This is a genomic window from Fulvivirga kasyanovii (assembly GCF_009711405.1).
GTDB classification, from domain to species: Bacteria; Bacteroidota; Bacteroidia; order Cytophagales; family Cyclobacteriaceae; genus Fulvivirga; species Fulvivirga kasyanovii.
In genome coordinates this window covers 1-17,924 of record NZ_SMLW01000549.1, presented here as the reverse complement: position 1 = coordinate 17,924, position 17,924 = coordinate 1, and the positions used below count along the sequence as shown (strand labels likewise).

Genomic DNA, 17,924 nt, shown 5'->3' with positions numbered 1-17,924 from the left:
CGGTTAAAGCCCTGTGCGAGAGTGTAGATGAAGGTGTAAAGGCTATCAGAGAGCATAGACCCGACATGATCTTTCTCGATATCCAGATGCAACGTGAAACGGGCTTTGACTTACTCAACAAAATAGAGAACATAGACTTTGAAGTTGTTTTCACTACTGCACACTCTGAATATGCCATTAAAGCCTTTAAATTTTGTGCGGTGGACTACTTGCTCAAACCTATCGACCTGGAAGAACTCAAACAATCCATTGCCAGAGTCAGGGACAGGCTTCACCAGGACATTTCCCAGCGGTTGGAGCAGTTGATGAAGAGCCTCTCCCCTGCCCAAAATCAGATCAGCAAACTCGCGCTGCCTACTTCCACAGGATTGTCTTTTGTCAGGATTGAAGATATCCTCTATTGTGAAGCGGTAAGTAATTACACAAAGTTTTTTCTTGCCGACGGCAGTATGCATCTGGTGAGCCGGACACTCAAAGAATATGATTCCATGCTCTCCGGACATAACTTCTGCCGGATACACAATTCGTACCTCATCAACCTCAATGCCATCAAAGAGTACGTACGCGGTGAAGGAGGATATGTGGTGTTGAACAACAACATTACACTGGATGTATCGAAGCGCAAAAAAGTAGAATTCCTCAAAAAACTGGGTTATTAAGGGTTTCACTTATATGGTCGGGGGTACATAGCATAATCTTCCCACCTACTCAATTTTACCTGCCACTTAATAATTGTCGCTATTAATAATCGGCATGGCTAGAGACCTTTGTTTCAACATACGTTTTAACAAAATCACTATCTATGCGGAAATTTACTATGGTTGGTGCCCTGGCAGGTATATTGTTTTGTTCAAATGTCTCTGCTCAAGATACCACCGACAATAAATTTGGAAAAGGGATATCGGTAGTCGCCAGCGACTCATCCTTTTCACTTCGCTTCAAAACCCGATTTCAAACCCTCTATACCGGCACTTTCAATGAGGCCACCGAAAAGTACAAGGACAACCTCATGATCAGACGTGCGCGGCTTAAATTTGACGGCTTTGCCTATACGCCACGCTTAAAATATAAGGTAGAACTGGGGCTGAGCAACAGGGATACCGGGGGCAGTATCCCTCAGGCCAACAATACGGCAAACATAATACTGGATGCGGTTTTAAAGTATAATTTTTACGGGCGCTGGAGCATCTGGTTTGGACAAACCAAACTACCCGGAAATATCGAAAGGGTGATCTCCTCTGCTGCTCTCCAACTGGTAGATCGCAGTAACCTCAACTCCCGGTTCAACATAGACCGTGATGCCGGTATCCAGCTACGTTATGCATCATCACATTTCAGGTCAAGTACGGCCATCTCCAAAGGGGAAGGCAGAAATATTACGGCAAGCAATGCCGGTGGCTACGACTATACCCAACGCTTTGAGTGGCTCCCGTTTGGCCAGTTTACCGGCAAAGGTGACTATTTCGGGGCAGACCTCAAGCGAGAGCCTTCTCCAAAACTAATGCTCGGTGTTACCTATGATTATAATGACCGCGCCACCAGGGAAAGAGGGCAACTGGGAGGTTTTCTTCCGGAAGAAAGAACTCTTGAAACCTGGTTTTTGGATGCTCATTTTAAATATCAGGGCTTCTCGACTATGATAGAATATGCCAATAAAAAAGCCCACAATGGCCCGTCCATAACAGATGAAACCGGTGCTACCATTGGCACATTTTATACCGGAACAGGCTTCAATATCCAGTCAGGGTACCTATTTAAAAACGACATTGAATTGGCCGGCAGATACACCAGCGTAGCTCCTGATGAAGAAACCGGGAAAGCACAAAACGATCAATACACACTGGGCCTTTCAAAATACCTTGTGGGGCATGCACTGAAAATACAAAGCGATATTTCCCTTATCGATGAGGAAGGCGCTGACCGTGAGTACATGTACAGGTTCCAGGTAGAATTTTCTCTTTAAATAAACAAATCCATACTATGAAATTTAATCTGTTCAGTCAAAGGAAGATCAAAGGAAAGCTTCTGGGCTCCTTTGCAATTGTGCTGGTACTTTCCAGCATACTGGCCGGTTGGGGTTATTATTCCATCAACAGGATCCTGGAGATCCGCCGGTTAAAGGAAAATATCATGACCATCAATGAAATTGTTCTCAAAATGCGTAAGGCAGAGAAGGATTTTATGATGCGGGAGATCGTAGACAACGAATTTATGTCTAAAGGCAAGAGCAAGTATGCTGAGGACATAGACCTCTATACGCTTCAACAAGACTCCATCATCAACCAACTGCTGGGCAACGACTGGTCTGCATCGCTGGAGATAAAGGATGAACTTTCCGACCTTAAGTCTTACCTCAATGGCTATCATGATACTTTTAGAAAGATTGTCCAAGCTTACCTCAAAAGAGGCTTTCAGGACTACGGGAATGAAGGCGAGCTTAGGGCTGCCATCCATACCATAGAAAACTCAGGCAAGAAGATCAACGAAGTACGAATGCTCACACTGAGAAGACATGAGAAAGATTATTTCCTACGCAAGGATCCTAAATATATTGACAGGTTTAATGAAGAGCTTTCCATATTCAAGGAAGAACTGAACAACAGTACATCTGACAGGGAGCTTCGGGCCCAACTGGATATCTATGGCACCAAATTTAACGATGTAGTAGCCATTGAAAAGGCCATCGGACTGGATGAAAATAGTGGATTAAAAGGTGAAATGAGAAATTTCATCCATAATATCGAGCCTATGGTCGATGAGCTAACAGCCTTGGTTGATAGCAGGACAGACGAGATCACTTACAACACTACATTGACGTTTGTAGGAGTATTTTTACTGCAGATCGCTATAGGGATTTTCCTTGCCATAGTATTCTCCAACAGGCTGACCACAAGCATTCTCTCCATCAGGGGTGCAGCACTTAAACTGGCAGATGGTATAATACCAGAACATCTGAAAGTGAACTCCAAAGACGAGCTTGGAGATACCCAGCAATCAGTTAATCAGCTAATCAACAGCCTGAATGACAGCGTTACCGTAGCCAACCTCGTGTCTAAAGGGAACCTGCACAGTGCTCAGGAAGAAGCCAAGACCAGACTGAAAGACGGTGACCTTGACCGAGCCCTGAAAAACATGATCAAAAAGCTCACAGACATTGTAAAGCATATTAATAAAGGAGCTGATGATATTACTGTCGGATCAGGCGAAATCAGCAAGAGCTCTCAAACCGTAGCCCAGGGATCAACCGAACAAGCCAGTGCGCTGGAGGAGATTTCTTCATCGGTAGAGCAAATGGTGAGCAACATCAACCAAAATGCTGATAATGCCGCACAGGCCGAAAAAATGACCCGTGAAGCTGCCGATAAAATGAACACGGTAAAAGAGGTAACCCAGATGACTTTTGACTCGATCAGGGAAATCACCGAAAAAATAGATGTGATCAGTGAAATAGCTGACAAAACCAATCTCCTGGCCATCAACGCCGCCGTGGAAGCTGCCCGCGCCGGGGAGCATGGAAAAGGTTTTGCCGTGGTAGCCAATGAAGTACGCAAACTGGCAGAAAAGAGCCAGCAATCAGCAGAAGGCATCATTGTACTTTCCAAAAGCTGTATCAAAGAAGCCCAAAACTCCAGCCACTTGCTCGACGAGCTGGCGCCGGACGTTATGAAGTCGTTTAACCTCGTACGTGAGATATCTTCTTCCAGTGCTGAGCAAAGATCAGGAGCTGAGCAGATCAATGTGGCCCTGTCACAACTCAATCAGGTAACACAGCAAAATGCATCTTCTTCTGAAGAACTGGCTTCTGCTGCCAACAACTTCAATACACAGGCCAGACAACTAAAAGAGGTAGTGGCATTTTTTAAACTGGTAAAAACAGCGGAAGAATACTCTCAAAGGCAGCAGGTCATCGACAGGATCGAGCAATTGAAGGCCTTGCTTGGGGATGGAAATGGCAAATCAGAAAAAGCCAACCATACCTACAGCATTACAGAGGTTGCTGATGTGAAAAATGAAGAGCGTACCCCCGCTAGAACTTACAATAAAACTACAGAGAGCTATACCGGCCCGGCCATACAACTGGACGACTTCGATGCTGACTTTGACACTGACGAGGAGATTGATTTTACCTTGAAGGAAGAAGAGAAGAAGAAAGACGACAGCAATAAATCCTAAGCGCTTAATAGACAAGATGATGACACAGAACAATCTACATGTACTATTATTCACGCTGCAAAAGGAGCTGTTTGGAATATCTGTGATGAACGTAATCCGTGTTACAAACATTGAGAAGCTTATCCGTATTCCTAAAGCACCGGCCTTTATCGCCGGAGCAATCAACTTCGAAGGGAATGTAATACCTGTGGTAGACCTGGCCAGCAAAATAGAGCTGGGTACCACTACGGCATTACCGGGCACTAAAGTAATTATACTGGAGGTAGATCATGACGGAGACAGCCTTGAGGTAGGGATAATGATCGATGAGGTGCTGGACGTGGCCCAGGTGGAAGCTGCGTCCCTCCTGCCTCCCCCTTTGGACAATATGGGGTTCAATACAAATGCTTTAACAGGTATGCATAAAATTGAGGATGATTTTTATATGATCCTCAGCGCGCGAAAAATTTTCGAAAAGGAACTGGCTTCGCTGGTCCAATAAATTAACTGATCACGACAAATGAACAAAAAAATCATAGTTGCCGAGGATTTCAATGTATCCCGCAAAATAATTGTAAGCGTTTTAACCAAACTGGGACATACTGTGATGGAGGCATCAAACGGTCTCGAGGCGGTGTCATTATTTGATGGCAGGCCGGTTGACCTCCTTATCACAGATTATAATATGCCTGAAATGAACGGTGCCGAGCTGATCAAAACCGTGCGAGCACATGATAAATACGCTTACATCCCTATTTTGCTGTTGACCACAGAGGTTAACGAGCAAAAGATAAAGACGGCCCTGGATGAGAACATTACGGCCTGGATCAAAAAGCCTTTCCAGACGGAAGACTTTTTAAAAATAGTAAACAAAGCACTTCGCTAATTTAATACGTTATGGATTTTCAGCAGGAATATATCGAAGAGGTAAGACAGATCCTAAAGGACCTGGAAAAGTCACTGATGCAACTGGATGAAAATCCGGACCACGCTGATGAGATCGCCAATGTGTACCGGTACCTTCATACCTTAAAGGGAAGTGCCGGCATGTTTGGCTTTCACCAGATCGAAAAGCTTACTCACGAACTGGAATACCTGTACTCTGATGTCAGGGACGGTATCCGTGCTCATGATGAGCAGATCATGGACCTTACGCTGCACTCGGTAGATGTACTGGCCGACCTCATTGAAGGGCAGCCTGCTGACGACGAAGTAGAGAAGATCATCCGGACGGTGCTGGCGATGCGTGACACCGCGGCCTCACCTTCCCTCACTACACTGGCGTCGGATACAGGTAAGCAACTCCCTCAGGCTGTTATCATATTTTTTACGCCTGACAGCAATATTTTTAAGCGCGGCATCAACCTGAACGCCATTCTTGACGACATCAGGGAACTTGGCCATGCAGAGATCATAGTGCACAATGAATCAGTGCCGCTGGAAAAGCAACTGGAGTCCAGGGAGCTTACTTCATGGTTTGAAGTATTGCTTGTACCGGAGCAGGATATGGAGGAGATCAGGGATGTGTTTATGTTCCTGGGAGAAAATGAATATGAGATCCTGGAGCTGACTTCTCCTGAGCAGTTTATGACTGAGCCCTACACCAGGAGGATCACATTAAGCGAAGAGCAGATCAATGACAGGATCAATACTCTGAAAGCATGGTCTCCCCAGCTATTTGAGGCAGGCGTTGAAGAAATTATCGAAGAGCCAACTGCCGGTAAAGCTGTTGACCTGAAAGCAAATGCTGAAGGTCAGGAAGATGAGGAGACGTTTACCTTTGAAACCAAAAAATCCAAAAAGAACAAAGGAAACATCAGCGTTTCCACCCCTAAGCTTGATCAGCTTATCAATATTGTGAGCGAACTGGTCACCTTCAGGTCAGAGCTGCAACACCTTATGAGCGACAACCGCAATACCAAGGTAGTTGAGGCTATGGAAAAGCTAGACTTTCTCACGCTCAGGCTGAGGGATTCTGCCTTCAACATCAGGCTGGTGCCATTGAGCATCCTGCAAGTGAAACTTCAGCGCCTGATCCGCAGCGTATCCAAAGAGCTGAACAAGGATGTGGAATTCATCACCGAAGGATTGGATACGGAGCTTGACAGAAGCATTATCAATGCGCTGGAGGCACCATTAATGCATATCATCCGTAACGCCATGGATCATGGTATTGAGCAGCCGGAAGAGCGAATGAAGCGAAACAAACCTGAAAAGGGCCTGCTCAAATTGTACTCTTACAACAGTGGCGATCATGTGTTTATCCAGGTGCAGGATGATGGAAACGGAATAGATTTTGACAAAATACGGGAAAAAGGTATCGCAAAAGGCCTGCTGAATGCCCAGCAAAACTACTCTGAAAAAGAACTGATCAACGTGATGATGTCGCCGGGTTTTTCTACAGCCAGCGCCGTAACCACTGTTAGCGGCCGGGGCGTAGGTATGGATATTGTTAAAAAGGAAGTCAATGCCCTCCGCGGAGATGTAGAGATCAGCTCTGAAAAAGGACTGGGAACGATCATTACACTTCGCCTGCCTTTGACCCTGACTATACTGGACACGCTTGTGGTCCGGGTTGCCGACCAGAAGTATCTTATACCCGTAAGCGAAGTGGAATATTGCTATGAAGAGCAACACGCCAACTTATTCAGTAAAAAGAGCCGTCACATCCGCTATGAGAAACAGTTGGTCCCATTCTTCTCCCTTCGTGAATATTTTGAAAGAGAAGAGCATCCGGAAAAAGAAACTGTAATAGTCGTCAATAAAAACGATACACGCGTAGCTGTAGTGGTTGACGGTATAGCAGGCCAGTACCAGACTGTATACAAGCCATTGAACGAATTGCTGCAGCCGGTGGATTGCTTCTCCGGCGCCTCCATACTCGGGGATGGCAGCACAGCCCTGATCCTAAATGCATTGAAACTTAAAAACTGATCCTTATGTCATACACTTACTCCGTTTTGGTGATTGATGATATGAAGAGCATTTTTAATGCAATTTCCTCTATTTTGGTAAAGCACGACTGCAAGGTAGATTATGCAGAGAATGGTCGTCTGGGCCTGGAAGCAGCCCGTAAAAAGGCTTATGACCTGATTATCCTTGATATTCACCTGCCGGATAGTAGCGGGCTGGATATCTGTAGTATCATCAAAAACATTCCGGCCTATCATTACCGGCCAGTGTTATTGCTTACTTCTGACAACAATAACCTGGAAAAAGGTCTTATGGCAGGTGCCTCTGATTACATCATCAAGCCCTTCAATACCGTTGAGATGCTGGCCCGTGTATTCACACAGATCAATATCAGCAAGGCCCATATCTCCACCCGCGAGCAGGAGCAGAAGCTCCGGGAAGACCTGGTAGTGGAGCGAGCCAGGCTCACTGAGGCACAAAATGACCTGCAAAGCTATTTTTATCAGACATCGCACAGATTAGGGGCTCCGTTGAGCACGCTCAAAGGCCTGCTAAACCTTCATAAAATAGAGCACCCGGAAGTAGCCCAAAACATCTACCTGAAACTTATTGAAGATTCTATTGGCAAAATGTGCCACATTAATGAACAGGTAGCACGGATCGGCAACCTCAGGTCGATGTCGCTAAACCCCAGGACATTCTCGCTGCACTTTGCCCTGGAAAACCTGACTCGCAGATACCCTTATGGCAATCACAATATTGAGTTGGATATCAACGAAGACATTGTACTTTTAACCGATCTTAACTTCTTTCTTAAGGGACTGGAGCCGATTGTAAAAAATGCCCTGCACTACTACAGGAGTGGTGAAAACAAGCCGGGCAGGATCAATATACACACCACATCAGAAGACAATAAAACCCTGCTAATAATCAGGGATAATGGCCAGGGAATCCCTGAAAAGGAGCTTTCTAAGGTATTTGACATGTTCCACATCAGCGATGAAAAATCCACTGGCAACGGATTGGGCCTTTTTATCAGCAAGGTAGCCCTGGGCAGGCTGGATATGACCGTCAGTATCGACAGTAAGGAAGGACACTACACCTGCGTTACCATTGATCTTACAAACACTGTTATTCTTAAAAAAGCTGCAAATGAAAGCACCCGGATCGGACAATAACCAGGAAATAACTACATCGCGGCAAATAAGTGAAGAACACTTTGGCCGTATCACAGGTTACCTTCAAAAAAAATACGGGCTCAGGATTCCTGCGGAAAAGAAAGTAATGCTGGAATCGAGGTTTTTAAAAAGACTACATGCCTTGAACATGAATTCATTTTCAAGCTATTTGGAGTATGTATTCAAAGAGGGAAAAACAGATGAATATCTGAATTTCATTGACCTCGTTACCACCCACAAAACGAGTTTTTTCCGGGAAGACTACCAGTTCAATTTTATCAACAAGATCCTGCCACAGTATTGCCCGAAAGCTGTTGGCAATCACCGGTTAAATGTATGGAGTGCGGGGTGCTCTACAGGTGAGGAAGTGTATACGCTGGGAATGGTACTTCACGAATTCAAAAAGCAGCAATCCAATTTCGACTATAAAATTACTGGCACGGACATTTCCAGACCCTCCCTGCTAAAAGCGGCAACAGGAATTTACAGCATGGAAGAGCTTCAGGGACTTCCCAATGATTTAATAAAGAAATACTTTAACCTACAGGATGATGGCAAAGCAGTCTCTTTTTCCAACAGCGAGGTGAAAGCCCGTATCAGGTTAGGCATGCTCAACCTGAACAATCCCGCTTATAAGCTTGAAGGTACATTTGACTTTATTTTTTGCAGGAATGTGATCATCTATTTCGATTTTGAAACCCAGCGAAAAGTGCTTGAAAAACTGGTTTCGAAACTCAGACCGGGAGGCTACCTGTTCCTGGGGCACTCCGAAACGGCAATAGGCACCACCCTGCCTATTCGTAGTATTCAACCCACTATTTATCAAAAACTAAACCTATGAACCAGATCAAAGTATTAATTGTGGATGACTCCGCCCTGGTGAGGCAGACCTTCAAGTCCATACTTGAAAGGGACCCGTCCATCAAGGTTATTGGTACTGCCAGTGATCCGTATATAGCCGTTCAAAAAATCCATAAGGAAAAGCCTGACGTAATCACGCTCGACATAGAAATGCCAAAAATGGATGGCCTGACGTTCCTGTCCAAACTTATGCGGCAGGCACCTATGCCAGTGGTAGTTATATCCAATCAAACATCGGACGGCGCACGTATAGCGCTGAAAGCCCTGGAAATAGGAGCTGTGGACGTGATGACAAAGCCTGACCTGAGCACCGAAGGCCATCGCACCGAATCCGGTATTAACCTTGTCGACAAAGTGAGGTCAGCCTTTTACGCCGGGCAAAAATCATCCAGAGCAAATGCTCCAACCGTAGAAAAGCAAGACAACAAGACAAGAAGTAGCGATACACCTGCAAACAGGATGGAAAAAGTAAAATTTCCACCTTCAACTGTTATCGCCGTTGGTGCCTCAACAGGCGGTACAGAGGCCATCAAATCATTCCTGGAAGTGCTTCCCGAAGAGATGCCCCCTATCCTGATCGTGCAGCATATGCCTGAAAAGTTTACTGCCAGCTTTGCCAAAAGGCTTAATGAAACATGCGCCCTGCATGTAAAAGAAGCAGAAAACAACGAGCCTGTACTGAATAACACGGTATACATTGCACCCGGCAACTACCATATGTCAATACTCCAGGCCGGTGCCAGGAGGGTTATAAAAATTACAGATGGAGAACTTGTAAACCGTCACCGGCCTTCGGTAAACGTGCTGTTCAATTCCGTTGCGGAGCATGTACGGCACCACGGCATCGGGATTATCCTCACAGGCATGGGTGATGACGGTGCATCCGGAATGAAAGCCATGCAACAAACCGGCGCGTATACAATAGCCCAGAATGAAGAGACTTCCGTGGTTTATGGCATGCCTTACAAAGCGGTGTTGGCCGGTGGTGTTAAGGATGTGCTACCGTTGAACGACATTCCTTATGCCGTTTGTAAATATCTTGAGCGCGACGGCAGAGATTAATATTAAATTTAGCATTTGCAACATCAGATAAGTATTTTCAAATAAAGATCAACAAAGTGGCCAGATCCCTCAAAGCACTCTTCCAGACAGGCGTTACGGATGACCTTAACTATCCGGCGAAGAGGCTCATAGTGCTATCCAACTATGTGGCGTTTATACTTTCATGTGTAAATATCCTGCTTCTTGTCATCATTCCGGCAAACCACAACCTGACTACGTTGTTTGAAACTTCCGTGGCCCTAGTCCTGTTTACCATCCCGTTTGCATTCAATCACTGGCATTTTCATGTATTTAACAGGTTTTATCTTTCATGGCTCCCTCCCCTGCTCATAGCCTTCCACATGATCACGCTTATGCGCCAAAGTGAAGCCATTCCCGCGACTACATATGATGGCTTCAGGTTTTATATACTGGCCTGCGGGTGCATCCCCTACCTGCTTTTTGGTAAGAATACCCCGTTTAAACTTGCACTGGCTGTTCTGCCCAGCTTTGCACTACTCGTATTTGCCGATACCATTTTCACATGGACAGGCATCGGTTATGAGGTGGTGGGTATTCCTGACCCGGGTTATAGCTTTACCCCTATCCGCGCCTTTATGGCCTATATTATCATTAGCGGAAGCTGCCTGGCATTAAAAGTACTGGTAGAGAAAAATGACGATATTAACCTGAAACTGCTGCATGAGCTTGGCCTTAAAAACAAAATGCTACAGGCCCAGGCACGTACAGAGCTTGACAAAGTCAACGAAGAGCTTCGTGAAAGGGAGTTTAAGTACAGAAGTCTCTTTGAGAAGGCTTTTGACCCTATACTGGTGATCAACTTTTCCGGCCAGATCACTGATGTTAATACAGGGTTCCTTAAGCTTACAGGTTTCGGGAGAGAAACATTGATTGACCAAAACATCAGCAACTATTTTGATGAAAAGGATGCTGATAAATTCCCATTGCACCATGATAAGTTGCTAAAAGGTGAACACCTGTATTATGAAGGCAAGTTACTGAAACAGGATGGTGCCGTCGTTGAGGTGGAGATCAGTGTACAAGCCTCAGGTGAAGATCGTATACTTGTGATCATGCGTGACCTTACAGACCTGAGACAGGCTTACAAGCAACTGGAAGAAAGCGAAGCCCGTTTCCGTACTGCCTTTGAGCACTCAGCCATTGGTATGGCGTTGGTCTCATTCGACGGACAATTTCTAAAAGTCAATAGTCAGCTTGCACACATCACTGGTTACACGGTCAATGAACTGATAGAACGCAAGTTTCAGGAAATCACTCTTTCAGAAGACATGGAGACGGATATGATCCTTTTCAGGGAAACTCTAGAAGGTAAACGGTCAAACTACCAAAGGGAAAAGAGGTACATCCATAAAAACGGGAACCTCATCTGGGTCAATATTTCCGTTTCCCTTGTCAGGCACAATAGCGGCATACCGTTGTATTTTGTTACTCAGGTAGAGAATATCTCAGATCGTAAAAGGGCCGAAAATGAGTTGATTGAAGCAGAAACAAGGTTCAGAACCCTGGTGGAGAAATCTCTCGTAGGCGTGTACATCCTGAAAGACGGAAGGTACAACTACGTTAACCCGGCATTTGCTGATATTTTTAAGTACACGACCGAGGAGATTGTAAACGAGTTGCCTATCGAAGGGCTGATACACCCTGAAGACCGTGAATTATTTTTAAAACATGTAGATGCGCGTCTCAATCAGAAAGTTGACAGCATCCGCTATGAGATCAGGGGAGTTAAAAGCAACAATGAAATAATATGGACAGAGGTGTTTGGCAGCCTTATTCCCTACCAGGGTGGCGAAGCCATTATCGGCACCCTGATAGATATTACCGAAAGAAAGCGCTTTGAAGAAAAACAGGCACTCCTGTCGTCAATAATTATTTCGTCTGACGATGCCATTATCAGTACATCACTGGATGGTAACATCAATTCCTGGAACCCAGGTGCAACCAGGATATTCGGCTATACCGAAGAAGAAGCTATGGGCAGGACTTTATCAGAGCTTACGCCATCCGACCTCGCCATATCAAATCCTGATTTTTTCAAAATCATAAATGATCAAAGCCACATTGAACAATACGAAACCCAATGGAAAAAGCGTGACGGGAAAGTGATCGACGTGTCGCTTAGCGTTTCGGTGCTGAAAGATGACAAAGGCAATATTGTAGGCTCATCCATCATAGCCCAGGATGTAACCTTCCGAATGCAGGCAGAACGCGCCATCCGCGAAAGCGAAGAACGCTACAGGGTACTGGTAGAAAATGCCACGGAAGCGCTGGTAGTGATCAATATGGACACTGGTAAATTTATAAACGTCAGTGAGAGCGCTGTCAGACTCTTCAAATACTCCAAAGATGAGCTTCTCACCCGCGGCCCTATTGACATCAGTCCGGAATACCAGCCGGACGGTAACCCGTCTGCGGAAAAAGCTCCGCAGCAGCTTAATGAAGCCATACAGAAGGGTACATCATCATTCGAGTGGATGCATATAGACTCCGAAGGAAGAAAAATACCCTGCGAAATAAGGTTGATTGTACTTCCCGGAGAAGATGAAAAGTTAATAAGAGGCAGTATAGTCGACATCAGCGAGCGTCTGGAAAAGAAAAGGCAACTGGCAGAAGCCCAAAAGAAAATCGGTGAACTCAAGCTAATGGCGCTAAGGTCGGTAATGAGTCCTCACTTTGTATTTAATGTACTCAATTCCATACAGTACTACATTATCAAAAATGACCGGGTAAATGCCATCAACTATTTATCCACGTTTTCCAAGCTGATCAGGAGTGTACTCACTCACTCGATTGATAACAAGATCAAGCTTTCGGATGAACTGGATATATTGAAAAACTATATCGAACTGGAGCTGGCAAGGTTTGAGAATAAGTTTGAATATGTGCTGAATGTGGATGAGGATATTGATACCGACTCTATAGAGATCCCTTCATTACTGCTACAACCTTATATCGAAAATGCTATTAATCATGGCTTGTACAATAAGACAGAGAAAGGCCTTTTAACCATCAACATTTTTGAAGACGGGGATTTGATTTATTTCATGATTGAAGATAATGGAATAGGCAGGCAAGCGGCTATGGAATTAAGAAAAAAGAACTTCCCGGGCCACCGCTCAGTAGGTGCCAAACTTACTGAAGAGAGACTGCGCCTGATCAACGAAGAGCATCGTATTACCTTTGTGGTCGAAGACATTGAAGAAGAAGGAAAACCGGCAGGTACACGGGTAACTATCGGTATGGCTTTTTAATTCGCTAGCTACAGACAATCAAATACATATATGGCGTATATACAATAGGATAACCGTAAATAATCTGCTATATTCATTAACTATAGCTTTTATTTAATGTTGCACCTGTTCAAAATCTTACTGGTTTTATCTGCCTTAGTGCTGGCAGGCACTAACTTATCCCAGGCCCAATCCAAAAGGCTTTCCATGCCTGGTAGTCCGGATATTCAATACTATATAGACCGCTGGACCACGGACGACGGCCTGCCCGCCAATACACTGACCTATATCCACAAATCGCAAAAGGGATATATCTGGATATCATCGTTTGACGGTATCGTGAAGTTTGATGGCATTGAATTCAAAACTTACAACCGGGCCAAAAACAACCTGCCTTCCAATGCCATTTCAAAGATCGAAGAAGATGCTAACCATAAATTATGGATAGGTACTTATGGAGAAGGCCTGATGTCTTATGAAAATGGTGAATTTAAAAATGAGAACAATGAAAGCCTGAAATCCCAGTCGATTCAAACACTGTATATTGATGGCACCGGCAGGATGTGGATCGGTACAAGAGGCCACGGCTTATATTACAGGGAAGGTACCGAAATAAAAGAATTCCGACGACACTCTTCCATAGAGAACATTACCGTAAGCGCTGTTACAAAAACAAAAGAAGGAGACCTGTGGATTGGCACCGAAGGCAATGGTCTGGTAAAATACAAAGACAACAATTTCCAGGTATTCACTACTGACGATGGCCTGCCGGAAGACCAGATCGTAACCCTGTATTTTGATCATGAGGGCACCATGTGGGTAGGTACAAATATCGGACTCACCCGGTTTAATGGTAGATCCTTCGAATTGATAAATGAAATCGGGGCGTGCTATATAACCAAAATGTTTGAAGATGCCGACAATAGCCTGTATGCAGCTACTGACTGCGGTTTATTTAAGAAGCTCTCAGGATCAAAAGAATGGTTAAAACTACCCATGGAAGAGATCATTCCGGGAGAATTTTTCACCGATGCTTTTGTAGATGAAGACGGTAGCATCTGGGCCACGACTTATTATACCGGCCTGGCCCTCATCAGGAAAAGTAAATTTATCAACTATACTGTGCAGGATGGGCTGGCCTCCCAGTCTATAAGCAGCGTAGCCAAATATGACAGCAATACCCTTCTGGTTGGCACCAACGCAGGTGTGATCAATACCATACGTAACGGAAAAGTGGGTACCCTCGACCTGAAAACAAACCTGCCAGACAGGAGGGTCAGAAGTATATTAAAAGACTCCAAGGGGAACCTGTGGGTAGGCACGTCCATGGGCTTACTGCTTAAAAAAGCATCTGGTGAAGAAAAATGGTACACTTCGGAAAACGGGCTACCTGATATTAAAGTAAGGCTGGTATATGAAGATACAAAAGGAACCATATGGATAGGTACAAGATCCGGAGGGCTGGCAAAAGTTACCGGTGAAGACAAATTTACCATCATCAACAAATCCACCCTTCTCAATTCGGATTTTATCATGTCTATCAAGGAAGATGGTCAGGGCAATCTTTTAATAGGAACCAATGAAAATGGCCTGAACATCTTACAGCCAGACGGAAGTGTCAGATACATTACCAAAGAAGATGGTTTGCCCAGTAATTTAATATTCAACACCCATACGGACAAGGACAGTGTAACCTGGATCATGACCAATGCAGGTCTGTGCAGAATGAAAGGTCAGGATTTCTTCAATATTACCGCGGCGCACGGACTGGCTACAGATGCCCCGTTTGATTTTATTGAAGATGAACATGGAGATGTCTGGCTACCTACCAGTAAAGGCGTGGTAAAGGCAAGTAAAAAGCAACTGAACGATTTTGCCGAGGGCAGAATAGACAAAATAAATTTTCGCCTGTATGATAAACAGGACGGTCTGGATGTGGCTGAATGCACCGGTGCGGCCAAATCATTATTAACTGCCGGCGGAGAGATATGGATACCGGCACTAAATGGTGTATTTGTGATCAAGCCAGGAGCTATAGGCCGTAATCAAACACCCCCACCGGTATTTGTTACAAAAGCCCTTCTTAATTCAACTGAACATCGGATAAAAAATGACACCCTTCGGCTCACCCCTGATATCCAACGGCTGGTGATCAAATATGAGGCCCTGAACTATACAGCTCCATCTAAAGTAAAGTACAAATTCATGCTCAAAGGTTTTGACGAACATTGGGTTGAAAACCAGAATGTGCGAGAAGCCCAGTACACAAACCTCAAACATGGTACTTATACGTTCATGGTCACCGCCAGTAACGAAGATGGCGTTTGGAATGAAGATCCCGCCATACTTACGGTAATTGTCGAACCACATTTCTACGAAACTTCTGCCTTCATACTCGCTGTGGTTTTAGTTATTATAGCATTTATTTTCGGAGCATTTCGCTTAAGTGTTTACAATGTAGAAAGGCGCAACAAAAACCTGACAGCACTGGTGGAAGAGCAAACCTCAGAGCTTAGAGACATCAATGCACGGCTGGAAGAACAAAAAGAAGAACTCATGCGACAGCATGAACTACTCTCTCAGAAAAACATTGAACTGGAAGGTGCCCATGAAAAGATCACCCATGTAAATGAAGAGCTGACCAAGGTCAACTCACGGCTTGAAGACAAGGTAGAAGAAAGAACCAAAGACCTGAGCCAGACGCTGGAAAAGCTTAAAGCTACCAACGAGGAACTGGATACCTTTATATACCGGGCTTCACATGATCTTAAAGGTCCTACTGCCAGCCTCCTTGGCCTGGCTATGCTCGGCAAGACACTCTCCAGAGACCCGAAGTACCTGGAATTCTTCCTTCGCATTGAGGACACCTCCAACAACATGAACAACATCCTGGGCAAGCTGCTTTCCATGCATGTAATCATGCAAACTACGGTTAGCTACACTCCTATTAATCTTGAAGCTTTGATTAGTGAGGTTAAAGCATCGCTAAGAATTGAAAAAAGCAATTATTTGATAACAAAGCAATTAGAGGATAATCTTACCTTCTATTCAGACCAAAACCTGTTAAAAATAATACTCAAAAACCTGATCGAAAATTCCCTGATTTTCAGCGACATATCACGCGACATCACCGTAAAGGTCAGCGCCCGCAAAAAGCGCTCCTCCATATACCTGTGTGTGGAAGACAATGGTGAAGGTATAGAATCAGATATCAGGCCGCGAATATTTGACCTCTTCTACCGCGGCTCCCAAAAGTCCAAGGGCAACGGCCTCGGCCTTTACCTCGTAAAAAAAGCCGTTGAGAAACTTAACGGGTCTATTGAACTGGAAAGTCAAGTCAATAAGTACACTAAGTTCACTATTATACTACCATCGAAAGATATTGTTTAGTATTTAAGACTCATGAGAAGATATCGACCAAATGGAATACGTGTCGACTCATGATTTTCTCTCGCAATTTGGATAACAGGCGCTCATGATTTACCTCATCGTTTGTCAAGTCTGTACCTGTAATCCATCGCTTCCCAATAGCCGTGCTCCTCCAACCCATTTCTCTATCTCTACTCGTTTACCGGCTCAGGGTAGTAAGATCCCGGCAGCATTCCGATATATAGGGACCGAACCTATTCCAAGTTATCCCCGGATAATGCGCCTTGACACTTATGTCTGCTCCATATATGTACCAGCTTTCCGTATGAGTTTCGAACTTTGGAGAGATATTGTCCTCCTTACCTAACTGCCGCACCTAGTATAAAAGTTCTTGTTCATCAGGCCAGCGGTTTGTTTTCAGCTTCCCTTGCTGGTCGACTAGTACTTCCTCTCATCGGGCGTACAGATTACTTCTACCTCCAAGATTGGCCCCCTGCCTGGCCCGGGCGCACAAACAAAAAAGCCCGCTAATGCGGGCTCTTATTATTGTCTCTGGAGTTATTCAGTGATTAGGCATCACCATCTTCTTTCAATTTCATTTGGGCTTCGATCTTCTCGTATCTTGCTTTCAAAGATTCGTCAGAAGCCAGCCCTGATTTAATAGCTTTGTAGGTTTTTCCACCGCCAGGGAGCATTTTTGTAGCCAGTACTTGTACAACTTCCCCAATAGCTTCTTTTCTTTCGTCCTGCTCTTTAGTAACTAGCTCCATGAACTTCTTCTCAAACTCTTTGGCACCCATTTCATCTAGCTTGGCATCGTCGCCTTTAGCGGCAGAAAGCTCCATATATCTCTTTCCTGACATACCTTCCTGGTTCCTGATCATTTCATTGGTGATGTCGCTTATTTCTTGCTTCATCGCGTCTACCACCTCCATCATCAAGGCGTATCTTCTCAAATCTTCGTTGCTGATCTCCTCATCCTGGGCAACTGCTGTATTACCAGCAACAAACAACATTAATGCAACGAATAGATAACTTAACTTCTTCATGTGTCAATCTCTTTTATGGGTAACTAATTAATTTTATTGTATAACAACCTCGAATAAAGGCCTTTTAACCAATTAAATCAAATTTTATG

General features: G+C 44.6%; 12 protein-coding genes. 11 read left to right on the top strand and 1 reads right to left on the bottom strand.

What is annotated here, in order from left to right; genetic code table 11:
* The 11 genes from E1163_RS13190 to E1163_RS13140 form a co-directional block, all read left to right on the top strand.
* Positions 1-659 (top strand): LytR/AlgR family response regulator transcription factor (locus E1163_RS13190; protein ID WP_155172516.1); only part of this gene is annotated, 659 nt, incomplete at its 5' end.
* Between the two features lie 143 nt (positions 660-802).
* Entirely contained in the window at positions 803-1,963 is a 1,161-nt protein-coding gene (locus E1163_RS13185) for a porin (RefSeq protein WP_246223652.1), read from the top strand.
* A gap of 17 nt (positions 1,964-1,980) precedes the next feature.
* On the top strand, positions 1,981-4,173 hold the full coding sequence (locus E1163_RS13180) for a methyl-accepting chemotaxis protein (protein WP_155172513.1): 2,193 nt from the start codon (positions 1,981-1,983) through the stop codon (positions 4,171-4,173).
* Between the two features lie 16 nt (positions 4,174-4,189).
* Complete coding sequence (locus E1163_RS13175) at positions 4,190-4,654, top strand: chemotaxis protein CheW (RefSeq protein WP_155172511.1); 465 nt, start codon at positions 4,190-4,192, stop codon at positions 4,652-4,654.
* Positions 4,655-4,672: 18 nt separating this feature from the next.
* Complete coding sequence (locus E1163_RS13170; RefSeq protein WP_155172509.1) at positions 4,673-5,038, top strand: response regulator; 366 nt, start codon at positions 4,673-4,675, stop codon at positions 5,036-5,038.
* 11 nt (positions 5,039-5,049) lie between these two features.
* Positions 5,050-7,086 carry a chemotaxis protein CheA gene (locus E1163_RS13165; RefSeq protein WP_155172507.1) on the top strand — a complete coding sequence of 679 codons (2,037 nt, stop codon included), beginning with the start codon at positions 5,050-5,052 and terminating at the stop codon, positions 7,084-7,086.
* A gap of 5 nt (positions 7,087-7,091) precedes the next feature.
* Positions 7,092-8,243, top strand: a complete 1,152-nt coding sequence (locus tag E1163_RS13160; RefSeq protein WP_155172505.1) for an ATP-binding response regulator — start codon at positions 7,092-7,094, stop codon at positions 8,241-8,243.
* Positions 8,218-9,084, top strand: coding sequence for a CheR family methyltransferase (locus E1163_RS13155; RefSeq protein ID WP_155172503.1), 867 nt, complete (start codon positions 8,218-8,220; stop codon positions 9,082-9,084). Before E1163_RS13160 ends, E1163_RS13155 begins: the two co-directional genes overlap by 26 nt.
* The gene (locus E1163_RS13150; protein WP_155172501.1) at positions 9,081-10,166 is read left to right on the top strand and encodes a protein-glutamate methylesterase/protein-glutamine glutaminase; all 1,086 of its coding nucleotides are present in this window, start codon (positions 9,081-9,083) and stop codon (positions 10,164-10,166) included. Before E1163_RS13155 ends, E1163_RS13150 begins: the two co-directional genes overlap by 4 nt.
* Positions 10,167-10,222: 56 nt before the next feature.
* Entirely contained in the window at positions 10,223-13,438 is a 3,216-nt protein-coding gene (locus E1163_RS13145) for a PAS domain S-box protein (RefSeq protein ID WP_155172499.1), read from the top strand.
* A 96-nt stretch (positions 13,439-13,534) separates the two neighbouring features.
* Complete coding sequence (locus E1163_RS13140; protein ID WP_155172497.1) at positions 13,535-16,807, top strand: sensor histidine kinase; 3,273 nt, start codon at positions 13,535-13,537, stop codon at positions 16,805-16,807.
* Positions 16,808-17,355: 548 nt separating this feature from the next.
* On the opposite strand, the gene E1163_RS13135 is transcribed toward E1163_RS13140, so the two are convergent.
* Positions 17,356-17,835 carry a hypothetical protein gene (locus tag E1163_RS13135; protein WP_155172495.1) on the bottom strand — a complete coding sequence of 160 codons (480 nt, stop codon included), beginning with the start codon at positions 17,833-17,835 and terminating at the stop codon, positions 17,356-17,358.
* Between the last annotated feature and the right edge of the window lie 89 nt (positions 17,836-17,924).

What these genes read in the sequence shown, in the direction of transcription:
- E1163_RS13135 (WP_155172495.1), bottom strand. Translation starts at nt 17,835, where the DNA reads ATGAAGAAGTTAAGTTATCTATTCGTTGCATTAATGTTGTTTGTTGCT.
- E1163_RS13150 (WP_155172501.1), top strand. Translation starts at nt 9,081, where the DNA reads ATGAACCAGATCAAAGTATTAATTGTGGATGACTCCGCCCTGGTGAGG.
- E1163_RS13140 (WP_155172497.1), top strand. Translation starts at nt 13,535, where the DNA reads ATGTTGCACCTGTTCAAAATCTTACTGGTTTTATCTGCCTTAGTGCTG.
- E1163_RS13170 (WP_155172509.1), top strand. Translation starts at nt 4,673, where the DNA reads ATGAACAAAAAAATCATAGTTGCCGAGGATTTCAATGTATCCCGCAAA.
- E1163_RS13175 (WP_155172511.1), top strand. Translation starts at nt 4,190, where the DNA reads ATGATGACACAGAACAATCTACATGTACTATTATTCACGCTGCAAAAG.
- E1163_RS13180 (WP_155172513.1), top strand. Translation starts at nt 1,981, where the DNA reads ATGAAATTTAATCTGTTCAGTCAAAGGAAGATCAAAGGAAAGCTTCTG.
- E1163_RS13185 (WP_246223652.1), top strand. Translation starts at nt 803, where the DNA reads ATGCGGAAATTTACTATGGTTGGTGCCCTGGCAGGTATATTGTTTTGT.
- E1163_RS13155 (WP_155172503.1), top strand. Translation starts at nt 8,218, where the DNA reads ATGAAAGCACCCGGATCGGACAATAACCAGGAAATAACTACATCGCGG.
- E1163_RS13160 (WP_155172505.1), top strand. Translation starts at nt 7,092, where the DNA reads ATGTCATACACTTACTCCGTTTTGGTGATTGATGATATGAAGAGCATT.
- E1163_RS13165 (WP_155172507.1), top strand. Translation starts at nt 5,050, where the DNA reads ATGGATTTTCAGCAGGAATATATCGAAGAGGTAAGACAGATCCTAAAG.